Raw genomic sequence first — 21,816 nt, 5'->3', positions numbered from 1 at the left:
GTGAGCGCCTCTCGCCGCTCCGCGCGGGGCGCGCCCGCGCGTGTGGGGGCGGGGCGGGGGGGGGGGGGCGGGGGCCGCCCCCCGCCCCGCCGCCCCCCCCCCCCCCCCCCCACCAGTCCTCCCCTGGTGACCTGGAGCCCCGAGCTCTCAAGGTCGTCCCCTTCGGACCGTCTTCCCCGAGCGGCCCGCCTCCCTGTTGAAAGGATCTCCATCGGCAGCGGCGGCCAATCCTTGAGCAAGGTCACTCGAAAGAGCGGTGTTGTCGGCGAGAACCCGGTTTTCGAATGCGGGTTCGATACTGTGGCCGGGAGCGAAGGGGGTGCATCGGCGGTGGTTCAGCGCTTCGATGTGACAGGAGCCGATGGCGTACGCCTGGCGGCCTGGGAGTTCCGGGAAGCGGCCGCGGAGCCGTCGGGCGAGCCCGCGGCCCTCTTACTCCACGGCCTGATGGGCCGCGCGTTCCACTGGGCGGGCACCGCGCGCTGGCTCGCCGAGGGCCGCCGCGTCGTGGCCCTGGACCAGCGCGGCCACGGTCAGAGCGAGCGCCCGCCCGCCGCGCCGGGCAGCTCGACGCCCTTGGGACGCGAGGCCTTCGTGGCCGATGCCGAAGCCGTCATCGAGCAGCTCGGCCTCGCCCCCGTGACCCTGATCGGTCACTCCATGGGCGCCCTGACCGCCTGGCAGCTCGCGGCCCGCCGCCCCGACCTGGTGGCGGCGCTCGTCATCTGCGACATGCGGGCCTCGGCACTCGGTGAGGCCTCGCAGCAGGAGTGGGAGGACTGGTTCCTCGGCTGGCCGCTCCCCTTCCCGACGCAGGACGCCGCCCGCCGCTGGTTCGGCGAGGACGACCCCCGCGTGGAGCGGCCGGATCCCGGACGGGGCCGGTTCTTCGCCGAGGTGATGCACGAGGCGGAGGACGGCTGGCGCCCGCTGTTCTCGCGCCGCCAGATGCTGACCGCGCGGGAGACGTGGGTCCACGACGCGCACTGGGAGGAACTCGCCCAGGTCCGCTGCCCGACGCTGGTCGTCCGCGGCCTGGACGGCGAGCTGGGCCGGGCCGAGGCCCAGGAAATGGTCCGCGTCCTCCCGGCGGGCCAGTACGCGGAGATCCCCGACGCGGGCCACTACCTCCACTACGACCAGCCGGCCGCCTGGCGCGCGGCGGTGGAGCCGTTCCTGGAGGGGATCAAGGCGACGGCGTGAGGCCGGGCGGGGGACCGTGCGCGGGGCGGGCCCCCGCGGCGGTCCCGCCGGCCCGCGCCCCCGCACCGGGACCGGCCCCCGTCGTTCAGCGGTTGTGGATGTGGATCAAGGGGTGGGAGGCCACCGACTCCTCCACGGCCCAGAAGGCGGGGTGGGCGGCGAGGTGGGCGGTCAGGGCGGTGCGCACGGGAGCCGGGTCGCCCCACGTCCCGTAGAACTTGCTCTCGGTCAGCGCCACCGGCTTCAGGCCCGCCGTGAACACGGCCTCCCACGTCGCCGCCGCGACGCCCGGGGTGTGCGGGCTGCGGAAGTCGTCCAGGGCGACGATGCCGTCCGGCGCCAGCAGGCTGCGCGCGGCCGCGATGTCGCCCCGGACGTGCTCGTACAGGTGGGACGCGTCGATGTGCACGAAGCGGCAACTGCCCGGTTCCACATGGGCGGTGATGACGGAGGACGGGCCCTGGACCACGGTGGGCAGCCGGGGGTGGAAGCGCAGGTAGTTCGCCTCGAAGGCGCGGCGCGTCAGCGTGGCGTAGTAGGCCCGCATCTCGGCGGCCGTGGAGGCGTCCGGGGCGGGCGAGTCGAACAGGTCGCAGACCGTGAACTCCTCGTCCGGGGCCGCGTAGGCGCCGATGAACACGGCGCTCTTGCCCTGGTAGACGCCGAGTTCGAGCAGGTCGCCCCGCTGTCCCCCGGTCCGCCCGTGGCGCAGCAGCCAGTCGAAGACCAGGTGGTCGGCGGGGAAGAACCAGCCCTCGATCTCGTCGAGCCGGTCCAGCGGAAGCAGCGTGGGGGAGGGCCCGGCGGGGGCGGCGAGGGGGAGGGAGAGGGCGGTGTCCTGCGCGGGCATGGTGTTCCTCGTTCCTGAGCGCACCGTCGGCGGAGGCCCCGACCCTAGCCCCGCCCCCCGGCCGCCCCCACGCACCGCGCGGAGCGCCTGACCCCGCTGGAGTAGCCCGGCCGCGTCCCGGTGGACGGACCGGGCCGGCTCGTCCCGCCTCAGCCCTTGCTGACGGCCAGGAGGATCTCCGGGAGGCGGCGGGCCACCGTCGGGGCCGCCAGACGCAGACCGGACCAGGTGGCCAGCGTTCCCCAGGCCGCGCCCAGGGGGAGCAGGATCCAGGTCAGGGCGTGGTGGTCCGCCACCTGGAGGTAGATCGCCAGGGCGATCGGCGGGGCGCAGATCAGCGCCGAGGCGATCAGGCCGCCGAAGATGCCCATCCACGCCAGGGCGCCCTGGCCAGGGGCGACGTTCTTGAAGGCGCCGTCCGTCGGGATGGAGTACGGGAAGCGGGCCGAGGCCAGGGCTCCGGTGCACAGCATGGAGCCGAGCAGGGCCAGCGCCAGGCCCAGGCCGCCGGGCAAGCCGGGCCAGTCGCCGACCAGGGCGGCCGTCATGGCGGCGACCAGGGCCGTGTACGGGACGGTGATCAGGGCGAGGGCGAGGGCGCGCGCCCGCAGTTCCACGTACGCGTCGCGCGTGCTCGAGAGGGTCTGCGCGACCATCCAGAACGCCGAGCCGTCCTGTCCGAACTGGTTGTACATCTGGATGCCGAGCATGCCCGAGGCGAAGCAGACCAGGTAGACCGATCCGGCGCCCTGGAGGGCGTTCGCGGCGGGCACGATCGCGCCGACCGCCAGGGCCGACACCCAGGCCGCCTTGGTCTTCGGATCGCGGACGATGTAGCGCAGCGTGCGCTGGACGACCGCGCCCGTACGGCCGTCGTCCGGGAGGAGGGACCGCGTGCCCGTGCCGCCGGCGGCGTTCGCTCCCCGCTCCTTCCTCGGCTTGGCGGCGGCGATCGTCGAGCCGTCCGGGGTGACCATGAGCTGGGTGAGGGTGCGCTCCCAGAACCGCAGGAGCAGCGCCAGGGCGGCGAGCGTGACGGCCAGCTGGGCCGCCGCCGTCCCGTACGCGCCCCGGCTCGCGGAGTCCACCATGCCGATGGCCGACGCGGGCGGCAGCCAGCGGACGATCTCCTCGGCCGGCTGCAGCCGTTCCAGTCCGCCGGACTGGAACAGCTTCTGGCCCGCCAGGTTCGCCACCTGGGCGCCCACCGCGATGACCAGGCCGCTGAGCAGCGCGAGGTCGCGTCCCTTGCGGCTGGTCAGCAGCCGGACGTTGGCCGTGGCCACCGCGCGGGCGAGGGCGACGCAGCCGAGCAGCAGGAGCGGTACGGCCACGACGGCCGCCACGGTGCCCGCCGGGCCGTGGGCGAGGGCGATCGCGGAGCCGATGGCCAGGCACAGGGTGAACAGCGGCCCGATGCCGACGAAGGAGGAGACCAGCAGGGCCCGTACGAGCGGGCGCGGGCGCAGCGGCAGCATGACCAGCCGGCTCGGGTCGAGGGTCTCGTCGCCGGTCGGGAAGAACAGCGGCATGAAGGTCCAGCCGAGGGCGATGACCGCCGCCAGCAGGACGACCACCGCGCTCGCGTGCTCGTTCCCGCGCAGCAGGGCGAGGCCGAGCGTGACGAAGAAGGCGGCGACGAGGGCGAAGGCGAGGGCGCCGAAGTACGCGGCCTTGCGCTTGGAGGAGCCCTTGAGGCCGTTGCGCAGGAGCGACAGCTTGATGCGGACGAAGAGCGGGATGAGGGCAACCGGGGCGGACGCGGGGGCGGGAGCGCCGGCCACGGCCACCGGCGAGGGAGCGTGCGAGGACGAGGACGAGGACGAGGACGAGGACGAGGACGAGGGCGCGGACGGGGACGTGTTCATCGGACGCCCGATCCGGTGCCGGTGCCGGTGCCCGTGCCCGGGGTCTCGCCCTTGACCGCGGACGCGCCGCCGCCGAGCCAGTCCAGCGCATCGCCCGTGGCCCGTCCCTGCGCGCCGACCAGTTCGAGGAACGCGGCCTGCAGTGAGGGCGCGTCGCCCCGTACGGCGGCCAGCGGGCCCGCGGCCCGGATCCGGCCGGCGGCCATGACGGCGACCCAGTCGCACAGCGACTCGACGAGCTCCATGACGTGGGAGGAGAAGACGACCGTGGCCCCGGAGGAGGTGAATCGTTCCAGCACTCCGCGGATGGTCTGCGCGGACACCGGGTCGACGCCTTCGAACGGCTCGTCCAGGAAGAGGACTTCGGGGTTGTGGAGCAGCGCGGCCGCCAGGCCGATCTTCTTCCGCATGCCCGTCGAGTAGTCGACGATCAGCTTGTTCTGCGAACCGGCCAGGTCGAGGACCTCGAGCAGCTGGGTGGCCCGGCTGTCCGTCTCCCGGCCCGGAAGCCCCCGCAACCGGCCCATGTAGCCGAGCAGTTCGCGTCCCGACAGGCGCTCGAAGAGACGCAGCCCCTCGGGCAGGACGCCGATCCGTGACTTGACCTCGACCGGGTCCGCCCAGACGTCGTGTCCGGCGACGGTCACCCGCCCCATGTCGGGGCGCAGCAGCCCGGTCACCATCGACAGCGTGGTCGTCTTGCCCGCGCCGTTCGGTCCCACCAGACCGATGAACTGCCCGGCGGGCAGTTCCAGGTCGATCCCGGCGACGGCCACCTGCTCGCCGAACCGCTTCCACAATCCCTCTACCCGCACGGCGGCCGCGGCCGGCGGCGCGGTCCGCGCGCCGCCACCCACTCCGTCCGTACCGACCGTCCGGGCGCCCTGGTCCGACATGCGCCTGCCTCTCGTTCTGTTCCCCGTGTCCTGCTTTCCTCACCATAGGAGGAGGGGGAGAGGGCGGAGCAGTTACTTATGTCATGAGTTTCCCGGCGGAAATGTCCGGTCCGCGCCCCTGCTTCCGCGCCCCGGCCTCCGCGTCCCGCCCGGGCCCCGATGCGTCCCGCGCCGGGTCCCGCGTCACGCCCCGCGCCGGGCCCGTTCCGCCGCCGCCTCGCGGCCGCACGCGTACGCCAGTGCGTCGATGAGCTCCTCCACGTCCGGCAGCCACCGGTTCGCGGACGTCGGCGGCTGCGCCCACTGGACCGAGCCGCGCCCGCCGATGCGGGTCGGCGGCGCGGTCGCGTACTCGCCCTCGCCCCGCGTGTGCAGGTCGAGTTGGGGCGGCTGCCAGCCGAGCTTGCGCAGCAGGTCCGGCACCTTCGCCCCGGCCCCCGGCAGGACGAAGAACAGCATCCGGCCGGCGGGGGTGGCGATCACCGGCCCGAGGGGGCGCTGCATGCGCTGGAGCCGGGCCAGCGCCAGGAACCCGGCCGCGTCCGGCACGTCGAGCGCGTCGAAGGTCCGGCCGGTCGGCAGCAGGATCGAGGCCTTCGGGTGTTTGCTCCAGAGCCGCCGCACCTGCACGGCGCTGCCCGAGGCCAGCGAGGCCCACTCCTTCACCGACGGGTGCGCGCCCGGCGTCGGGCAGTCGGCCGCCCCGCACGAGCACTGCTCCCGCCCGTCGGCGGACTCCAGCCAGGTGCCGGCGAAGACATCCCAGTGCCGTTCTTCCGTGTACCGCAAGGCATGGTCCAGCAGCGGCTCCCTGCGTTGCAGGGGAATGGGCGCGGTCTCCGTGACTCCGATGGTCTCTTCCACGTGCAACACAACTCTCGCGGTCACCGGGGGTTACGGGCGTAAACCAGCCGGGAGCCGGAGCATCGATCCTGCATGCGGGGCGCATCGGTGCATCGCGGGGGGCGCGTAGGAGGGCGGGGCGCCGGAGGTGGGTAGCGACAGCACGCAATGGGGAAGATTCCCCGCACAACAGGCGGGAAGTGATCATTCCATCGGTCACCCGCGGCCTCTGGGGGTTTTTCATGGCAGCCAGGCCTCTCGTCGCCCGCCAGCCGAACGAACGGCTGCAGGCGCTCATCCAGGAAGCCGGGTGCTCCAACGCCGGGCTCGCCCGGCGCGTCAACATGTGCGGGGCCGAACACGGTCTCGACCTTCGCTACGACAAGACGTCCGTGGCGCGCTGGCTGCGCGGCCAGCAGCCGCGCGGCCGGGCCCCGGGGATCATCGCCGAGGCGCTCGGCCGCAAGCTCGGCCGGACCGTCACCATCGACGAGATCGGCATGGCCAACGGCAAGAACCTCGCCTCCGGGGTCGGCCTGCAGTTCTCGCCGACCGTCGTCGGCGCGATCGAGCAGGTCTGCGAGCTGTGGCGCAGCGACGTGGGCCGCCGCGATTTCCTCTCCGGGTCCAGCGTGGCCTCCTCGGCGCTCGTCGAACCGAGCCGCGACTGGCTGATCACCGGGGCCGACGCGCAGGTCGCGCGCAGCGGCGGCTCGCGGGTCGGGATGTCGGACGTGGAGGCCGTCCAGGCCACCACCCAGGCGCTCAAGGAGCTCGACCACCGCTTCGGCAGCGGGCACGTGCGGCCGGTGGTCGTGCACTACCTCAACTCGGTGGTCTCCGGACTGATCGGCGGCTCCTACCGCGAACCGGTGGGCCGCGCGCTGTTCGCGGCGGTCGCCCGGCTGACCGAGCTGGCGGGCTACATGGCGGTGGACACGGGCCAGCCGGGGCTCGCGCAGCGCTACTACATCCAGGCGCTGCGGCTGGCCCAGGCGGCCGGTGACCGGGCGTACGGGGGCTACGTCCTGGCGGCCTCCATGAGCCACCTGGCGGCGGAGCTCGGCAATCCCCGGGAGATCGCGCAGCTGGCCAGGGCCGCGCAGGAGGGCACGCGCGGGCAGGTCACCCCGCGGGTGGAGGCGATGTTCTACGCGGCCGAGGCGCGCGGGCACGCCCTGCTCGGCGACGTGCGGGCGACGGCGGTGCTGTCCTCGCGGGCGATGACGGCGCTGGAGCGGGCGGAGCCGGAATCGGGCGACGACCCGGTGTGGATCGGCCACTTCGACCGGGCGTACCTCGCCGACGAACTGGCCCACTGCCACCGGGACCTGGGCCAGGCGGACGCGGCGGCGCGGCGGGCGGAGGAGGCCCTGCGGGACCTTCCGGAGGGCAAGGCGCGGCGCCGGGCGATCGGCCTGCTCCTGCTGGCGGCGGCGCGGGTGCAGCAACGGGAGGTCGAGGCGGCCTGCCAGACGGCCGCGCAGGCGGCGGACGTCCTGGCGGGGATCCGGTCGAACCGGGGTGCGGTGTACCTGGAGGACTTCCGGACGCGGGTGGAGCCGTACCGGGACGAGCCGGCGGTGCGGGAGTTCGGGGCGCGCCTGGAGGCGGTGTCCTGACGGGTGTCCTCACGGATGTCGTGACGGGTGTCCTCGCAGGTGTCGCGGGCGGTGTCGCGGGCGGTGTCCCGAAGGGGGGCGCGGCAGGGGTCGTGAGGGCCGTCCCGACGGCGGTCCGGACCGGTGCCCGGGCCGGTGGACCGGCCGCCGTCGGGACCGGTGACCGGGGAGCCGTCCGGCAGCGGGAAGGGGGATGCCTGACGGGGAACCGGTGAGACCGGGTAGCGTGAGCCGACGATCCGAAGGTTCGGACAGGTCGGAGAGGGAGACCCGGTGACGGAGAGCGGACAGGGCGCCCAGGGCGGCCAGGGCGGAAGCCCCCAGGCCGGCACGCCGTGGGGCCCTCCCATGCCTGCGCAGCCGGACGCGCAGCCGGAGTACCCCCACGGCCGGCCCTCCGATGCGGGGCCCGCGGACGGCCGGCTCGCGGGCGGCGAGCCCTCCTACGGCTACCCCGCGCCCGACGGCCCCTCCTACGGCTACCCGCAGGGTCACGTCCTGGGCCCCGGTTACGAGGGCCCGGGCGAGCCGCACGGCTACGGCTATCCGCCGCTGCCCGAGGCGGTCACCCAGTACATCGCTCCGGTTCCGGCCGCCCCCGCGCACCAGGAGGCGGCGACGCAGTACATCGCTCCGGTCCCGGCCGCTCCCGGGCACCAGGAGGCGGCGACGCAGTACATCGCTCCGGTCCCGGCCGCTCCCGGGCACCAGGAGGCGGCGACGCAGTACATCGCTCCGGTTCCGGCCGCTCCCGGGCACCAGGAGGCGGCGACGCAGTACCTTCCGCCGGTGCCCGCGGCTCCGGCGGACCCGGCCGCCGGGTTCGACGGGCTGTTCCGCGGCGACCCCCAGCACGTGCCGCCCGCGCAGGAGCCGGTGGGCCGCAGGCAGCAGCCGCGACCGTACCCGCCTCAGCAGCCCCAACAGTTTCAGCAGCAGCAGCAGCAGCGGCCGCCGCAGCACCAGCAGCCGCAGCAGCAGGGGTACCCGCAGCAGGGCCATCCGCAGCAGCAGTTCCCGCAGCAGGCGCAACAGTTCGCGCCGCCGGAGGCCGCCGGCGCCCGCAGGGTCTCGCCCGCGATCATCGCCGCCGTCGTCATCGGCCTGGCCGTCGTCGGACTCGGCGTCGGCGCGGTGCTCAGCGACGACAAGGCCCAGAACAACGACCCCGGTGCGCAGGCCAGCACCCCCACCGCCGGAGGTTCGGCCAAGGCCGGGGGCGAGGCGCCGATCGACCCGGCCCAGCCGCAGGCCGTCCAGCTGGACAAGCTGCTCGCGGACAGCAACGACAGCCGCGCCTCGGTGATCAAGGCCGTGGAGGACGTCAAGGGCTGCCGCAACCTCGACCAGGCGGCCATCGACCTGCGCGACGCGGCCCGTCAGCGCGAGGAGCTGGTGACCCGGCTCCAGGAGCTCAAGGTGGACCAGCTCCCGGACCACACGAAGCTGAGCGACGCCCTCACGAAGGCGTGGAAGTCCTCCGCCGAGGCCGACAACAGCTACGCGGCCTGGGCGGACGACCTGAAGGCCGACCCCGAGAAGTGCAAGGACGGGAAGGCGAAGTCCACCGGCAGCGACACCGCCGGCAACAAGGCGAGCGGTGAGGCCACGAAGGCCAAGGAGTCGGCGGCCGGCATGTGGAACGCGATCGCCGGCAAGTACAACCTGACCAAGCGGGACAAGAGCCAGCTGTAGCCGGCGGGCGTGACCGCCCGCCGTCCGCTCAGAGAACATCCGTACGGCCCCGCATCACGCTCCCCGAGGTGGTGCGGGGCCTCGTGCGTTCACGGGGGCGAGGACGGCGGCCGGGTCCGAGAGGCGGGCGCGCCGGGTCAACTCGGCTTCACTCAGCGGGAGATGGAGTAGATTCCGGTCCCATTGCACGTTCTTGCTCCCGAGTGTCAGATGAGGGGAACCATGCACAAAAAAGCAGGTCTGGCCGTCGTCGCGGTTGTTTCCGCGGCCCTGATGGCCATCGCGCCCTCGGCGTCGGCGTACTCGACGGCGACCAATACGCGTCGGCAGATTTTCGATACATATCCGACGACCGATGCCATATCGTGCATGTCCAAGCGCATCACTCTCGCTCAGTACTGGTACGACTGGCAAAGCGTGATGTTCGGCGGGACCCCGGGCAGCAGCAAAGAGATCAAGCTGGCGGCAGACGATTACACCTGGACGGACTGCATCGCGTACGACAGTCCGGGCATCTACAAGCACTGGTCCACGCTGACGGGTGATCACCACGCCACGGCGACTCTGGGCGACGTGCGCTACACGTTCACCGATGATCCGGGCCACCAGGCCCAGTACTGGGCCTTGTGGGGGAGCCAGTTGGTCCCGTTGCATTCCTGACAGCCCTCGGGTGCCCGTGGCGCCACTGAACTTGAATGCGTGACGTCGGCCTGACCCCACGGGGCGCAGACGTCTGCCTCGGCCTCGTCGCAGTGCCCCGCGCTCAGCGGCGGAGCGCTTCGACGGGTTCGACGCGCGCCGCCCTCCAGCTGGGATAGAGACCGGCGAGCAGGCCGGTGAGCAGGCCGATGGCGGGCGCGGCGGCCATCGTGGCCGGATGGATGACGGGCGTCCAGTCGCGGGCGGCACTCGTGGCGACGACCGCGATGATGCCGAGGCTGGTCCCGACCAGGCCGCCGAGCCCGCCCAGGGCGGCGGACTCGGCGATGAACTGGCCGGCGACGTGGCGGCCGCGGGCGCCGAGGGCCCGCCTGAGGCCGATCTCGCCCGTACGCTCCATGACCGCGACCAAGGTGGTGTTGGCGATGCCCACGGCGCCGATCACCAGGCAGATCCCCGACAGGAGGAGGAAGAGGGCGCCCAGGTCGGAGGTGACGTCGTCGCGCAGGGTACGCGGGTCCGGCGGCGGGATCGTCCTGAAGTACTCGGGATGCTCGGGCCGCAGCGCGTACGGGGCTTCGTCGGCGACCTGCCGTGCGGCGCCGAGCCGGGTGGTGACGAGCATCGCGGCCCGCTGGCCACCGACGGGCGGGCCCCAGATGCGTTCGGCGGTCGTGCGGGGGACGAGGACGGAGAGCAGGAGCTCGGCCTTGCGGTCGGCGCCGGCGAGGATGCCGACGACGGTGAAGGGGATGTCGCCGATGAAGACCGCGGGCTGGGTGTCCAGCGTGGTGATGCCGAGACGGGCGGCCACGGCGGGGCCGATCACGGCGACCTGTTCGGCGCGCGCGTCGTGGAAGCCGTCCCACGCGCGGCCCTCGGCGAAGCGGGCCCCCGCCGCCGAGAGGACGCCGGAGGACGCGGCGACCACCTGGGTCTGCCGGCCGTCGGCGTCGCGGCCGACCGGTGCGGCGCGCACGGTGGCGCCGACCGGGAGACCGACCGGCCAGTAGACGCCGGCACCGGTCACCCCGTTCAGCGCGCGGACCCGGGCGTCGGCATCCGGGGTGAACGCGAGCGGGAGCATCACCGTGTCCTGGCCGCCGCCCGTGTCCTCCACGCTGACCTCGGTCGCGGTCAGTGCGTTGAACCGCTCACCGATCTGGCCCGTCGCCGTCGCGGTCAGGCCGAGGACGGCGACGAACGTCCCGACCCCGAGCACGGTGCCCAGCGTGGTCAGCGCCGAGCGCGCCGGGCGCTGGAGCATCCCCGCGACGGCCTCCGCGAGCAGATCGCGTGCGCGGAGCCGGGACCGGGGCACCGCCGGGGCCGGACGGTCCTCGGCGGGCGGTTCGCCGCCCGTCATGAGCACGCCCGCTCGGTGAGGACGCCGTCGCGGATCGTGAGCGTACGGCTGCCCCGCGCGGCGACCGCCGGGTCATGGGTGATCAGCAGGATCGTCATGCCGTCCGCGTTGAGCTCCTCCAGCAGCGCCAGCGCGTCGGCGGCGGTCGCGCTGTCCAGGTTCCCGGTGGGCTCGTCGCACAGCAGCAGCGCCGGACGCGGTGCCAACGCCCGCGCGATGGCGGCACGCTGCCGCTCGCCTCCGGACATCGTCGACGGCAGCGCGTGCAGCCGGTGCCCCAGCCCGACCCGGAGCAGCGCGTCGCGCGCCCGCGCGGTACGGGCCTCGCGCGGCATGCCGGAGTAGAGCATGCCGAGTTCGACGTTCTCCAGCGCGCTGCGGTGCGCGAGGAGGTGGAACGCCTGGAACACGAAGCCGATGCGGGTCCCGCGCAGCGCGGTGCGCCCGGCGTCCTTCAGCGTGCCGGTGTCGATGCCGTCCAACACGTAGGTGCCCGAGGTGGGGCGGTCCAGCAGGCCCGCGACGTTCAGGAACGTCGACTTGCCGGACCCGGACGGGCCGACGATCGTGACGAATTCACCCTGCTCGACCCGCAGTTCCACGGGACGCAGGGCAGCCACCGGCGGCGGCCCCGGGTAGGTCAGGCCGACCTCGCGGAACACGATGACCGGTGCCGCGTCCGCTGCCGTTGCGGCCTTCACCGGGCATCACCGGTGGGTGCGCCGGGGTCCGGTGTGCCCGGCCCGCCGCCCGTACCGGTACCCGGGCTCGTACCCGCACCCGCACTCGTGCCCGATCCGCCTCCTCCGCCTCCTCCGCCTCCTTCGCCTCCGCCGTGCCGCACCCCGACCACCACCCGTTCCCCCGCACCGAGTTGTCCGTCGCCGACCACGGTGACCTGCACGTAGCCGTCTCCGGTGGTGCCGGGGCGCACTTCGACCCGGTGCTGCCTGCCGTCCGCGGCCTGCACCGTCACGACGGTCCGGCCGTCCGCGCCCGCCGAGACCGCGGACAGCGGCACCACCAGCACGTCGCCCTCGGAGGACGCCGCCTCCACCGTCAGCCGGACGTCCTGCCCGGCGAGTTCGGGATCCAGCGCGCTGACCGGCGTGACGACCATCTCGAAGGTCCGCGCGCGCGCCCCGGTACCGGGGCCCTGGCCCTGCTCGTCGCCCGAGGCGGACGGCTTGTCGACGACCGAGGTCACCGTCCCCTCCGCGGTGGTTCCCGCCAGTTCGGACAGCAGTCCCACCTTCATGCCGGGCCGCACCAGGCCCTTCTCGTGCGGAGCGAGCTGGCCCTTGACGACCAGGGCGCCCGCGGAGATGGTGACCGCCTTGTCCTTCACCTCGCCCCCCACCTGCGCGCCCACCGCGTCGACCCGCCCGGGGAAGCCCCGCAGGAACACCACCTCGGCCGCCGGGACCATGGCCCCCGCCTTCGCCCGCAGCCCGTCCAGGTCCTTCCCGGCGCGCACGGAGTCCTCATGGGCGTAGGCCAGTTGCTGCTGGGCCGACTTGACGGGATCGCCGCCGCCCGGCGGCTGCCCCGCCCCCGTCCGCCCGCCGCCCTCCTTCGCGGCCGCCAGTGCGTCCGCGGCGGACTTCACGGCCCGGTCCGCCCGCGTGACCCGGTCCTCGGCGGCCCGCAGCTGCTCCTCGCCCGCGTCCGGGGACTCGACCTCCTCGTACCCGAGCCGCTCGTAGAGGCTCTCGACGGCCTTGCGGGTGCCGGCGCCGTACGAACCCTCCTTGTCGGGGGCGGACTTCCAGCCCAGCGCGGCCAGCGCGGCCTGCAGCTGGCGGACGTCGCGGCCCTCGCTGCCCGGCTTCAGGTCGCGGTACACCGGGACCTCCCCGGCCAGGACGAACACCGGCCGCCCGGAGACTTCGATCAGGACCTGTCCGGACCGGAGCACATCGCCCGGCTTCACCCGCACCCCTGTCACCACCGGCTTGCCGGCCCCGTCCTTGCCGCCGCCGGGCTGCGGAGCCACGTTCACCGTCTGCTCCGCCGACACCTGCCCGCGGACCACGACGGTGTCCGTCAGCCGGCGCAGTTCGACCGGCACCGTGATCACCGAGGGAGCGGGCGGGTCCGTCTCGGCCGCCCGTTCCCCCGGCGACGTGATGAACTGCGCGGCGACCACCCCGCCCATGCCCAGCAGTACGGCCACCGCGACCACCCAGACGACGGCCCGGCCCCGGACAGCATGGAATTTCATTGGCCCCCCGAGAACTCGCGGTCTCTTCCGCGGTGAATTCGGAATGCAAGGTTCTGCCGTGCGGTCCCGTCACCTCGGAATCGGTGGTGCGATGAGGAGATGGTCGCACCGGGGGACGCGAAAGGGCAACCGGATCAGAATCCCCGGGAGGGTGAATGTTTGGGTGATCTCGTTTTGCGCCAACCGGGCAGGGTGGCTGGAAAATTGCCCATTCCGTTTTATCGGCGACTCCAGGACCCTCAACGTGTCGGCGGGTTCCGGGAGAACCCGGTATGCGGCCCGCGGCGACTTCTTCGATATGTGACGGGCGCCACATCAAAGGATCTTGTGGATTGGCTGTCTATTCATTGGCCAACGGCCTAGCGTTTTCGCGTCACCGCCGGTGACTGCGGGGGAGTGCACCTTCTTCCGTGTCCGGAAAAACCGGAAAGGCATTCGCATGAAGCCGAGGAAGTTAGTCGGGGCGGCTGTTCTCTCCATTGCCCTGGCAGCCGGAATCGTGACTCCGGCCGTCGCCAGCGACGGGCGCTGCGACAGCGTCGATGTCTGCCTCTACATGCACAACAACCAGACCGGTCCGAAGAGGGACACCAGCAGCAACTATTCCAACTATCAGGACTACGCGTACTACGGAAACCCGATAGGCCTGAACGACAGTGTCACGTCGTTCGGGAACTACGACCCCAAGTGGGGCATCACGTTCTTCACGGACGCCGGATACTCCGGGTGGAGCCAGTGGTCTTCGCCCTATGTCCTGAACGAGGCCTGGTACAACGACCAGTACTCGTCGCACGCCTGGGACTGACCGGAGAAAGGTGAGCGGCCGTGGCTGCCGTCTCTCATACGGCAGCCACGGCCGGCACGCCGAACCTAGCAGGCGAGAGGGAAGCGGGGACATGCGAACCACACCCGGGACATCGGGACGGCGGGCCGGTCCCACGGGGCGCGACGCCGGCCGGCGCACGGTACGACGCCTGGTGATCGCCGTGCTGGTCTGCACGGTCGCCGCGGGGTGCAGCGGGTCGGACAGCGGGTCGCCGCCTCAGCCGACCGGTGGGCCGGGCGGCACGTACAGCGGCCCCGAACTGCCGATCTCCGTGACGAAGCCGACCAGCGGCACGGGCATCAGCCTGCCCCTGGACGCCTATGTCAGCACTCCGAAGCAGCGCGCCACGGTGCTGCGTGCCGAGCAGGTCCTCGTACAGGGCTGCATGCGGGACTTCGGATTCGACTATCCCGTTCCCGACTACAGCGGCATGAGCAGCCAGCCGTGGCCGGACGCGACGAGGTTCCTGCTGTTCGACGCGGACCGGGCGGCGCAGTACGGATACCGTCGCCCCGCCGGGGAGCGCCCCTCCGGGAAGCAGGCCGGAGAGACGAATCCCCCGTTGTCGTCCGCCGCCTCGGCGGTGTTCTCGGGGCGCGGCGCATCCCGGATCAACGGGAAGGACGTTCCGGCCGGCGGGTGCGTGGGGAAGGCCCGGGAGAAACTGGGCGAGACCCCGAACCTGATTGCCACGCCCCTCGCCCAACGGCTCGCGGGCACTGCCTACACGTGGTCGCTCAACGACGCCCGGGTCCGGGACGTGTTCGCCCAGTGGTCCTCGTGCATGCGGCGGGCCGGGCTCGCGTACCGGACTCCGCAGGACGCCAACGGCGACCCCACCTGGGGAGAGGGGGCGAAGGACGGCGACGCCGACGGCGCGGCGGGGGCGGCACAGGCACCCGCGTCCGGTCCCGAGGTCACCGTGGCCCGCGCCGACGTGGCCTGCAAGCTGGAGACCAATACGGTCGGGATCTGGTCGGCGGTCGTCAGCGCCTACCAGAAGAAGCTCATCGACGACAACGCGGTGGCCCTCCAGGAGGAGAAGAACGCGGTGCGGGCACTCATCGAACGGGCCGGTACCGCGTAGCACTCCCGTAGGAGGCCGGAGCGGCCTAGGCCGTTTCTTTCGGATCATCGGATCTCTGGTCTGGGATGTACGCCCGGTCCTCGTCGGACGTCACCGGTGCCGGCCGAGAAGGGCAGCCTGCTCCTTCTTGAGTCGCGCAAAGCGGGTGGTGGTGTACTCCTTCAGCTCTGGTCCCGGGAACTGGATGACGGACTTGTATTCGCCGAACTCGCCGCGTGCCCAGCGCGCCGCGGTGATCTCGTAGCCGGAGACGTGGGCGCACAGTTCGAGCAGGACAGGCGGCACCTCCTCTTCGATGAGAAGGTCGGCCTTGGTGACGACCACGTCGCGCATCTTCTGGATGTTGGGCAGGAAGACAGTCGCGGCCCAGGTGCGCCACTCGGCGAGCTCCTCCTCGGTGGGGGGAACGTCGTGGTCGAAGGGATGGACCCCATCAGGGCGGGCATATCTCTCGCAAAACGCCTCATAGGCACGACTGTTGGCCTCCATGAGTGCGAAGAGTGGGCCGTAGAAGTCGCTCAACTGCTGGTTCACTCGGGCGAGCCGGGCCTGTCTCTGCGCGAGCCTCAGTCCATTGAGGTACGTCGTCAAGTAGCCGGCGAAGGCCAGACTGACGGTCAAGATCACTGTGCCCATGGAGAGGATGGTAGGCCCGCTTCTTTCGGATCATCTGATCGTTGGTCTCGCTGTGCCGTTGACTGACGCGCAGTGGGCGCGGATTGAGCCGTTGCTGCCGGACCGGACGCCGAGGCGGGGTGGTCGGTGGCGGGACCACCGTGAGGTGATCGATGCGATCGCTTGGAAGTTCCAGACGGGATCGCAGTGGGTCCACCTGCCCGAGAAGTACGGCAACTGGAGGGGTGTCTACAACCGGCTTCGCATGTGGGCCGTCGACGGCACCTGGGAGCGCGTCTTCACCGCGGTCATGGCCCAGGCCGACGCTGACGAGGACCTGAACTGGGTAGTCTCGGTGGACTCCACGATCGTGCGGGCCCACCAGCACGCGGCCGGGGCCCGCAAAAAAGGGGCCCCGGTCAGCGAGCCGGACGACCACGCCATCGGTCGTTCTCGGGGCGGACTGACCACGAAGATTCACCTCGCAGCCGATGCCCGCTGCCGGCCCCTCGCCTTCGTGCTCACCGCCGGACAGGCGGGTGACGCGCCCGCCTTCGCGCACGTGATGGCCCGCCTGCGCGTTCCTCGTCGACGCGGACGGCCCCGCACCAGACGTGATCCTGGCCGACAAAGCGTACTCATCACGCGCCATCCGTGAACACCTACGCAGGCGCGGTGTCCGGGCGGTGATCCCCGTACCGGCGGACCAGCGGGGCCACCGGCTGCGCCGAGGCAGCAGGGGTGGGAGGCCACCCGCCTTCGACCGCGAGGCCTACAAGCAGCGCAACACGGTCGAGCGATGCATCAACCGCTTGAAGCAGTGGCGCGGTATCGCCACCCGCTACGAGAAGACGGCGACCATCTACCTGGCAGGACTGCACATCGCGGGCATCTTCCTCTGGTCCGCCCGGTGATCCAAACGAAACGGCCTAGCTGGCGCGCGGTGCCGATTCCAGGGTCTGGGTCATGTCCAGGGACTGCTCGCCCGGCTGGGCCACGAGACGGCCCTGCTGGACGACCTGGAAGGTGACCTGGCCGTTCACGATGCGGGGGAAGCCGGCGACGGCGCGCATGTCCTGGTAGCGCCAGCTCAGGTCGGGGGTGAGGCCGCCGGTCTTGACGGGCTCGGCCTGGTTGAGCTTCTGCGCGAGTTTGCGCGCCGTGATCGGCTCGTCGGCCTTGAAGCGCTTCACCGCTTCGCTGAACACCGTGTACGCGATCCACGTGGTCTGGGCGCCGCTGTCGTCGGGGTCCACGGAGTTGTCGCCGAAGGCCTGCTCGGTGATCGCGCGGCGCATCGGCTCCCAGAGGGGATCGGAGGCGACCGGGTACCAGCTCGTGACGTACGCGCCCTCGAAGGGGCTGTCCTTGCCGCCGGTGCGGTCCACCATGGCCTGGCTGACGGAGCCGAGCACCGAGGAGATCTGCGGTTTGCGGTTCTGGGCGTCGGCCCGGCGGAAGGCGTCGAAGAAGGTCTCGGTGCGCGAGCCGAGGACGGCGGCCACACAGCCCTTGTCCTTGCCGTCCTTGCCGTCCTTGGCCGAGGTCGCGCCCTTGGCCGGAGCGGCCGGCGAGGAGTCGGTCAGCGCCTCGCGGGCCTGCGGGGTGTAGTCCGCGGAGTCCTCGGCGGCCCGGATGTCGCTGGCCTCGGGGACCTGGTTGGTCTTGAGGCCGGCGTTGAGCTGGAGGGGCAGGGAGTCGCCCGCGAGGGTGTCGGGGCGGACGAGGGCGACCTTGGCGCAGGCGCGGCCCAGCTGGTGGCCGGCGCCGGCGAGGAGGACGGGCTGGCCCCCGTTGACGGGGTAGGACAGCGGCGACTGGAACTCCTCGGAGGAGACCCCGTACCCGCCGATGAAGGGGATGCCCGCGGCCTCCAGCGGGGCCATGAAGGCGCGTCCGTGCTGGCTGTACGAGCCGACGACGGCGACGGCCTTCTCGGCGATCGCCTTGCGGGCGCAGTCGGCGGCGCCGCCGGCCGTGTTGTGCTCGTTGCAGGTCAGGACGTGGATCTTGTGACCGTTGATGCCGCCCTTGGCGTTGACCCAGCGCTCGTAGGCCTGGGCCATGCCGGGCATGCCGGGCATGTTGGTCGCCTTGGAGTCCTCGGGTGCGAAGGTCATGACGGTGAGGGTGGAGCCGGCGCCCCCGGAGCCCCCCGAGTCTCCGGGGAGCGCCCCGCAGCCGGCGACGAGACACGCACCCGTCGCCGTGGCCAGGAGGGTGCGGGAAAGGAATGTCACGCGTTGCCGGGTGGTCATGTGCATGCAGCATTCCGCCCCGCGGGTAACTGACGTGTGTGGTGTGCACAACACGGGGTGACGGCCAGGTGAATTACGGGTGGCCCCCGCACGGAGGGCCGGCGCGGTGGCATCGGCGTGGCGCCCGCGGGGGCGCCGGCGGGGGAGCCCCGGGACCTGCGCACGGGCGCTGCAAGATCGCGCATGAGGGGAACGTACGATCGAAAGCGTGACATTCGCCCAAGGTTCGAAGAACTCTTCCCGCCGCGGCGGCCGCTCCTCCACCATGGGCGGCATGCCCCTCAACGACATGCCGTGGTGGCGCTGGCGCAGCAACGTGCGCTCGGCGCTGCACATGCTTTCCGACCCCGCGTTCCAGGAGGACACCTGGCTGGCCGGCGCCGAGGGGTACGGGGACGTCACCGACGCCGTGTACCGGCTCGTCGAGGACACCTGGCTCGACAGCTGGTCCGCGGACAAGTACGTCGGCACGATCTTCCGCGACCAGCAGGAGGCGGCCCTGGTCGACCTCGCCGTGCTGCGCGTGCTGCGGATCATGCACCAGATCGGCCCCGACGCCCCCGTCTCCGGATACCTGGAGCACCACGCCTGGCCGGAGGCCGTACGGGCCGCGCGCGAGGCCCACGTACGGCTGTCGACGGCGGACGGGGACGACCCCGACGCGCGGCCGACCTCACTGGACGTCCTGAGGATCCTCACGCGCGCCGTGTGAGCGGTGCGGTGTGAAAGGCTATGCGGTCATGAGCGATGACCCGAAGCCGCAGACCACGGCCCCGCAGCAGTACGTACTGACCCTCTCCTGCCCCGACAAGCAGGGCATCGTGCACGCGGTGTCCAGCTATCTCTTCATGACCGGGTGCAACATCGAGGACAGCCAGCAGTTCGGCGACCGCGACACCGGTCTGTTCTTCATGCGGGTGCACTTCGAGGCCGACGCCCCGGTGACGGTGGAGAAGCTGCGGGCGAGCTTCGCCGCGATCGGCGACTCCTTCAAGATGGACTGGCAGATCCACCGCTCCGACGAGCGCATGCGGATCGTGCTGATGGTGTCGAAGTTCGGGCACTGCCTCAACGACCTGCTGTTCCGCCACCGGATCGGCGCGCTGCCGGTCGAGATCGCGGCGGTGGTGTCGAACCACACCGACTTCGAAGAGCTGGTCGGCTCCTACGGGATCCCCTTCGTGCACATTCCCGTCACGAAGGACACGAAGGCGGCGGCGGAGGAGCGGGTCCTGGAGCTCGTGCGCGCCGAGGACGTCGACCTCATCGTGCTCGCCCGCTACATGCAGGTGCTGTCGGACACCCTGTGCTCGGCGATGAGCGGCCGGATCATCAACATCCACCACTCCTTCCTGCCGAGCTTCAAGGGGGCGAAGCCGTACCACCAGGCGCACGCGCGGGGCGTGAAGCTCATCGGCGCGACCGCGCACTACGTGACGGCGGACCTGGACGAGGGCCCGATCATCGAGCAGGAGGTCGAGCGGGTCGGCCACGAGGTCACCCCCGAGCAGCTGGTGGCGATCGGCCGCGACGTGGAGTGCCAGGCGCTGGCGCGCGCGGTGAAGTGGCACAGCGAGCACCGCGTGCTCCTGAACGGCACCCGCACCGTCGTCTTCCGGTAGACCGGACCGGTCCCCGGGCCCGTCCCCGGGCCGGCCGCCGCGGGACTAGAGCCGGCTGAGCGAGGCCGCCGCGAAGAGCACGTCGCGGATGGCCTCGCGGTCGCCGGTCTGGCCGACCGCCGCCTCCTCCGGGGAGATGTGCCCCGCTGCCAGCTGGCAGAACTCGACCCCGTCCAGGGCGATCCGGGCCACCGTGTGCTCCGCCGAGGGCTTCGCCGCGGGGGAGTCCAGCGAGATGTCCCAGCCGCCCCCGCCCGCGCCCTCGATCTCCAGGTGCAGCGTCCGGCCCGGGGCCCCCGCCGCGACGAGCCCGCGCGGCGGTGCGGCGAGCCCCGCCCGCCGGCGCCCGGCCAGGGCCTGCGGCAGCAGCCGGGCCGCCAGGTCGATCATGCGGTGCAGGTGGGGCGCGGACGGCGGATCGTACGGGTAGTCCACCGCCTCCGCGATGTCCACGGCATGGACCCAGCACTCGAAGGCCCGCTCGAGGAAGGCGTCGCTCAGGGGCAGGGCGAAGGGCCCGTAGCCGACCGCGAGCTCGGCGACCCCCTGGCCCGCGAAGGAGACTGTACGGACCAGGGTGTGGCCCTGCTCCCGCCACGGCTCGCGGACCCGGCGCGTGGGCGGGTAGGGGGCGGACTCCCAGAAGTGCTCCGTGCGGTCGGCCGGACCGCCGCGCGGGGCGTCCGGGCCCAGCGGGTCGTCCAGTCCGAGCGCCGAGGAGACGAGGCCGTCCACCGACAGCAGGTGCCCGATGACCCCGGCCACCGTGGTCCGGCGGGCGCGGGGTCCCTCGTCCTCGAACCACTTCAGCCGGACCGGGGTGTGCCACTCCGAGTCCCCGAAATCGCGCAGCAGCGCGTCGAGCCGCGCCGTCTCGGTGTCGTACGGGGTCGCCCACGCCGGCACCGGGATGCGGGCGGGCCGCTTGCCGAGGCAGTCCTCCAGCACGCGCGAGCGCAGCAGAGGCTTGAGGTCGAGGCTGTCCTCCGGGTGCAGCAGGCACACGGCGTCGCGCAGCCGCAGGGCCTCCTCGGCGCAGGGCGCGCACTCGGTGAGGTGGTCCTCGACGTCCTGGGTCTCCTCGGCGGAACAGGCCGCCAGGGCCCAGGCGCCGAGCAGGGACTTCAGTACGCCGTGGGTGGGCGGCGCGTAGGGCGCGGGCGGAGGCGGAGGCGGGAGCGGGACCTCCGGGGACGCGGGGTCCTCGGTGGGGGCGTCGAGGTGTGCGCGGGGCGTGAGGTCCTCGAGGTCGTCGGCCGCCGCGCGCGGGCCCGGCAGGCGCGCCGGTCCGCCGCCGCCCGGGGGCCGCTCGTACGGGTCGTCGGAGTCGAAGGGGCTGGTCATCGGGGCGTTCCATATCCGGCGGGTCCGTGTCCGGAGGGTCCGTATCCGGAGGGTCCGTATCCGGGCGGGGCGGTTTCTTCGCGCGGGACGGCATTGGCCGTCGCCAGCAGTTGCAGGCCCAGCCGGAGCCGGCGCCGGGCCTCGTCCTCGCTGATCTGGAGGTCGGCGGCGGCCTGGCGGTAGTCGCGGCGCTCGAAGTAGGCGAGTTCGAGCGCGGCGCGCAGGGGCGCGGGCATGGAGGCGACGATGAAGTCCGCGCGCGCGGCCGCGTTGGCGCTGCGCACCTTCTGCTCCAGTTCCTCGCTGGAGCCGCGGCCCAGCTCGGCCTGGCGCAGGCGGGCGACCGCCTGGCCCTGGGCGATCCGGGCGACCCAGGAGCGCAGGGAGCCCTGCTTGGGGTCGTAGGCGTCCGGGTTCTCCCAGATGTAGCCGAACACCTCGCGGGTGATCCGGTCGGCGGACTTCTCGTCACCCAGGACCCGGTAGGCGAGGTGGTGCACGAGCGAGGCGAAGCGGTCGTACAGCTCACCGAGCGCGGCGGCCTCGCCGCGCGACAGGCGTTGCTGCATGCGACGGTCCCACCGCGGTGGAACGTCCTTCGCCATCGTGCCCCCAGCCGGCTTCCCCGGTTTCGCCGCCGTGTGTGTCGACCACTCGAATGTAGTGGGCACACAGCTGTCCGCGCCCGGATTGGACGAACCTTCCTCCGGAATCCCGCCCTCCGTGGTAGAGGCGTGACGCGGTGTGAACGGCGGGGCGGGGCACGCCGCATGGGTACAGGCGTACGCGCCCCGCCGCGCTCCTCGTGCGCTGGTTCGATGCGGCCACCTGCTTGCC

Annotated in this window: 20 protein-coding genes; 9 read left to right on the top strand and 11 right to left on the bottom strand. The window is 72.5% G+C overall.

The window, feature by feature from the left end; translation table 11 throughout:
• The first annotated feature begins 330 nt into the window (after window positions 1–330).
• On the top strand, window positions 331–1,203 hold the full coding sequence (locus ACWF9Z_RS03130) for an alpha/beta fold hydrolase (RefSeq protein WP_453596857.1): 873 nt from the start codon (window positions 331–333) through the stop codon (window positions 1,201–1,203).
• An 85-nt stretch (window positions 1,204–1,288) separates the two neighbouring features.
• On the opposite strand, the gene ACWF9Z_RS03125 is transcribed toward ACWF9Z_RS03130, so the two are convergent.
• The 4 genes from ACWF9Z_RS03125 to ACWF9Z_RS03110 all read right to left on the bottom strand — a co-directional run bounded on the left by ACWF9Z_RS03125 (window position 1,289) and on the right by ACWF9Z_RS03110 (window position 5,681).
• Window positions 1,289–2,053: a class I SAM-dependent methyltransferase gene (locus ACWF9Z_RS03125; protein WP_453596856.1), complete on the bottom strand. Its 765-nt coding sequence runs from the start codon at window positions 2,051–2,053 to the stop codon at window positions 1,289–1,291.
• Between the two features lie 149 nt (window positions 2,054–2,202).
• On the bottom strand, window positions 2,203–3,843 hold the full coding sequence (locus ACWF9Z_RS03120; protein ID WP_453597214.1) for a transporter: 1,641 nt from the start codon (window positions 3,841–3,843) through the stop codon (window positions 2,203–2,205).
• 74 nt (window positions 3,844–3,917) lie between these two features.
• Complete coding sequence (locus ACWF9Z_RS03115) at window positions 3,918–4,817, bottom strand: ABC transporter ATP-binding protein (RefSeq protein WP_453596854.1); 900 nt, start codon at window positions 4,815–4,817, stop codon at window positions 3,918–3,920.
• 183 nt (window positions 4,818–5,000) lie between these two features.
• Window positions 5,001–5,681 (bottom strand): bifunctional DNA primase/polymerase, encoded by a 681-nt coding sequence (locus ACWF9Z_RS03110; protein WP_453596852.1) that lies wholly within the window; start codon window positions 5,679–5,681, stop codon window positions 5,001–5,003.
• 221 nt (window positions 5,682–5,902) lie between these two features.
• Between ACWF9Z_RS03110 and ACWF9Z_RS03105 the strand changes: the two genes are divergently transcribed.
• The 3 genes from ACWF9Z_RS03105 to ACWF9Z_RS03095 all read left to right on the top strand — a co-directional run bounded on the left by ACWF9Z_RS03105 (window position 5,903) and on the right by ACWF9Z_RS03095 (window position 9,637).
• Window positions 5,903–7,282 carry a transcriptional regulator gene (locus tag ACWF9Z_RS03105; protein ID WP_453596850.1) on the top strand — a complete coding sequence of 460 codons (1,380 nt, stop codon included), beginning with the start codon at window positions 5,903–5,905 and terminating at the stop codon, window positions 7,280–7,282.
• 348 nt (window positions 7,283–7,630) lie between these two features.
• Window positions 7,631–8,977, top strand: a complete 1,347-nt coding sequence (locus tag ACWF9Z_RS03100; RefSeq protein ID WP_453596849.1) for a hypothetical protein — start codon at window positions 7,631–7,633, stop codon at window positions 8,975–8,977.
• Window positions 8,978–9,199: 222 nt separating this feature from the next.
• Window positions 9,200–9,637, top strand: a complete 438-nt coding sequence (locus ACWF9Z_RS03095) for a hypothetical protein (protein ID WP_453596847.1) — start codon at window positions 9,200–9,202, stop codon at window positions 9,635–9,637.
• A gap of 103 nt (window positions 9,638–9,740) precedes the next feature.
• On the opposite strand, the gene ACWF9Z_RS03090 is transcribed toward ACWF9Z_RS03095, so the two are convergent.
• From ACWF9Z_RS03090 to ACWF9Z_RS03080, 3 genes are read right to left on the bottom strand one after another with little or no spacing between them, the layout of a single operon-like run.
• Entirely contained in the window at window positions 9,741–11,003 is a 1,263-nt protein-coding gene (locus ACWF9Z_RS03090) for an ABC transporter permease (RefSeq protein ID WP_453597212.1), read from the bottom strand.
• Window positions 11,000–11,704, bottom strand: a complete 705-nt coding sequence (locus ACWF9Z_RS03085; protein ID WP_453596845.1) for an ABC transporter ATP-binding protein — start codon at window positions 11,702–11,704, stop codon at window positions 11,000–11,002. The genes ACWF9Z_RS03090 and ACWF9Z_RS03085 overlap by 4 nt, the downstream gene beginning before the upstream one ends.
• Window positions 11,701–13,227, bottom strand: coding sequence for a peptidoglycan-binding protein (locus ACWF9Z_RS03080; RefSeq protein ID WP_453596843.1), 1,527 nt, complete (start codon window positions 13,225–13,227; stop codon window positions 11,701–11,703). The genes ACWF9Z_RS03085 and ACWF9Z_RS03080 overlap by 4 nt, the downstream gene beginning before the upstream one ends.
• A gap of 439 nt (window positions 13,228–13,666) precedes the next feature.
• On the opposite strand from ACWF9Z_RS03080, the gene ACWF9Z_RS03075 reads away from it, so the two are divergent.
• Both ACWF9Z_RS03075 and ACWF9Z_RS03070 read left to right on the top strand, forming a co-directional pair.
• On the top strand, window positions 13,667–14,032 hold the full coding sequence (locus ACWF9Z_RS03075) for a peptidase inhibitor family I36 protein (RefSeq protein ID WP_453596841.1): 366 nt from the start codon (window positions 13,667–13,669) through the stop codon (window positions 14,030–14,032).
• 91 nt (window positions 14,033–14,123) lie between these two features.
• Window positions 14,124–15,140, top strand: a complete 1,017-nt coding sequence (locus ACWF9Z_RS03070) for a hypothetical protein (protein ID WP_453596839.1) — start codon at window positions 14,124–14,126, stop codon at window positions 15,138–15,140.
• Between the two features lie 90 nt (window positions 15,141–15,230).
• Here ACWF9Z_RS03070 and ACWF9Z_RS03065 read toward each other — a convergent pair whose 3' ends face one another.
• Window positions 15,231–15,776 (bottom strand): hypothetical protein, encoded by a 546-nt coding sequence (locus tag ACWF9Z_RS03065; protein ID WP_453596837.1) that lies wholly within the window; start codon window positions 15,774–15,776, stop codon window positions 15,231–15,233.
• Between the two features lie 7 nt (window positions 15,777–15,783).
• Between ACWF9Z_RS03065 and ACWF9Z_RS03060 the strand changes: the two genes are divergently transcribed.
• A protein-coding gene (locus tag ACWF9Z_RS03060; RefSeq protein ID WP_453597210.1) for an IS5 family transposase occupies window positions 15,784–16,669 on the top strand; the annotation gives its coding sequence in 2 pieces (ribosomal slippage) (window positions 15,784–16,362 and window positions 16,364–16,669; 885 coding nt in all).
• Between the two features lie 15 nt (window positions 16,670–16,684).
• On the opposite strand, the gene ACWF9Z_RS03055 is transcribed toward ACWF9Z_RS03060, so the two are convergent.
• Window positions 16,685–18,013, bottom strand: coding sequence for an ABC transporter substrate-binding protein (locus ACWF9Z_RS03055; protein WP_453597209.1), 1,329 nt, complete (start codon window positions 18,011–18,013; stop codon window positions 16,685–16,687).
• 265 nt (window positions 18,014–18,278) lie between these two features.
• Between ACWF9Z_RS03055 and ACWF9Z_RS03050 the strand changes: the two genes are divergently transcribed.
• Together ACWF9Z_RS03050 and purU are read left to right on the top strand one after the other, a co-directional pair.
• Window positions 18,279–18,725 (top strand): SCO4402 family protein, encoded by a 447-nt coding sequence (locus tag ACWF9Z_RS03050; protein WP_453597207.1) that lies wholly within the window; start codon window positions 18,279–18,281, stop codon window positions 18,723–18,725.
• Between the two features lie 28 nt (window positions 18,726–18,753).
• Window positions 18,754–19,635, top strand: coding sequence for a formyltetrahydrofolate deformylase (gene purU, locus ACWF9Z_RS03045; protein WP_453596835.1), 882 nt, complete (start codon window positions 18,754–18,756; stop codon window positions 19,633–19,635).
• Window positions 19,636–19,680: 45 nt separating this feature from the next.
• Here the strand turns inward: purU and ACWF9Z_RS03040 are convergent, their stop codons facing one another.
• Both ACWF9Z_RS03040 and ACWF9Z_RS03035 read right to left on the bottom strand, forming a co-directional pair.
• Entirely contained in the window at window positions 19,681–20,979 is a 1,299-nt protein-coding gene (locus ACWF9Z_RS03040) for a maleylpyruvate isomerase N-terminal domain-containing protein (RefSeq protein WP_453596833.1), read from the bottom strand.
• Entirely contained in the window at window positions 20,976–21,584 is a 609-nt protein-coding gene (locus tag ACWF9Z_RS03035; RefSeq protein WP_453596831.1) for a sigma-70 family RNA polymerase sigma factor, read from the bottom strand. The genes ACWF9Z_RS03040 and ACWF9Z_RS03035 overlap by 4 nt, the downstream gene beginning before the upstream one ends.
• Window positions 21,585–21,816: the final 232 nt, after the last annotated feature.

Source organism: Streptomyces sp. NPDC054961, from assembly GCF_053609145.1.
This window is presented reverse-complemented; position numbering and strand designations above follow the sequence as displayed.

Coding starts and splice junctions, on each gene's coding strand:
- ACWF9Z_RS03125 (WP_453596856.1), bottom strand. CDS start 2,053: ATGCCCGCGCAGGACACCGCCCTCTCCCTCCCCCTCGCCGCCCCCGCC.
- ACWF9Z_RS03115 (WP_453596854.1), bottom strand. CDS start 4,817: ATGTCGGACCAGGGCGCCCGGACGGTCGGTACGGACGGAGTGGGTGGC.
- ACWF9Z_RS03105 (WP_453596850.1), top strand. CDS start 5,903: ATGGCAGCCAGGCCTCTCGTCGCCCGCCAGCCGAACGAACGGCTGCAG.
- ACWF9Z_RS03100 (WP_453596849.1), top strand. CDS start 7,631: ATGCCTGCGCAGCCGGACGCGCAGCCGGAGTACCCCCACGGCCGGCCC.
- ACWF9Z_RS03095 (WP_453596847.1), top strand. CDS start 9,200: ATGCACAAAAAAGCAGGTCTGGCCGTCGTCGCGGTTGTTTCCGCGGCC.
- ACWF9Z_RS03090 (WP_453597212.1), bottom strand. CDS start 11,003: ATGACGGGCGGCGAACCGCCCGCCGAGGACCGTCCGGCCCCGGCGGTG.
- ACWF9Z_RS03080 (WP_453596843.1), bottom strand. CDS start 13,227: ATGAAATTCCATGCTGTCCGGGGCCGGGCCGTCGTCTGGGTGGTCGCG.
- ACWF9Z_RS03075 (WP_453596841.1), top strand. CDS start 13,667: ATGAAGCCGAGGAAGTTAGTCGGGGCGGCTGTTCTCTCCATTGCCCTG.
- ACWF9Z_RS03070 (WP_453596839.1), top strand. CDS start 14,124: ATGCGAACCACACCCGGGACATCGGGACGGCGGGCCGGTCCCACGGGG.
- ACWF9Z_RS03065 (WP_453596837.1), bottom strand. CDS start 15,776: ATGGGCACAGTGATCTTGACCGTCAGTCTGGCCTTCGCCGGCTACTTG.
- ACWF9Z_RS03055 (WP_453597209.1), bottom strand. CDS start 18,013: ATGACCACCCGGCAACGCGTGACATTCCTTTCCCGCACCCTCCTGGCC.
- ACWF9Z_RS03050 (WP_453597207.1), top strand. CDS start 18,279: ATGGGCGGCATGCCCCTCAACGACATGCCGTGGTGGCGCTGGCGCAGC.
- purU (WP_453596835.1), top strand. CDS start 18,754: ATGAGCGATGACCCGAAGCCGCAGACCACGGCCCCGCAGCAGTACGTA.
- ACWF9Z_RS03040 (WP_453596833.1), bottom strand. CDS start 20,979: ATGACCAGCCCCTTCGACTCCGACGACCCGTACGAGCGGCCCCCGGGC.
- ACWF9Z_RS03035 (WP_453596831.1), bottom strand. CDS start 21,584: ATGGCGAAGGACGTTCCACCGCGGTGGGACCGTCGCATGCAGCAACGC.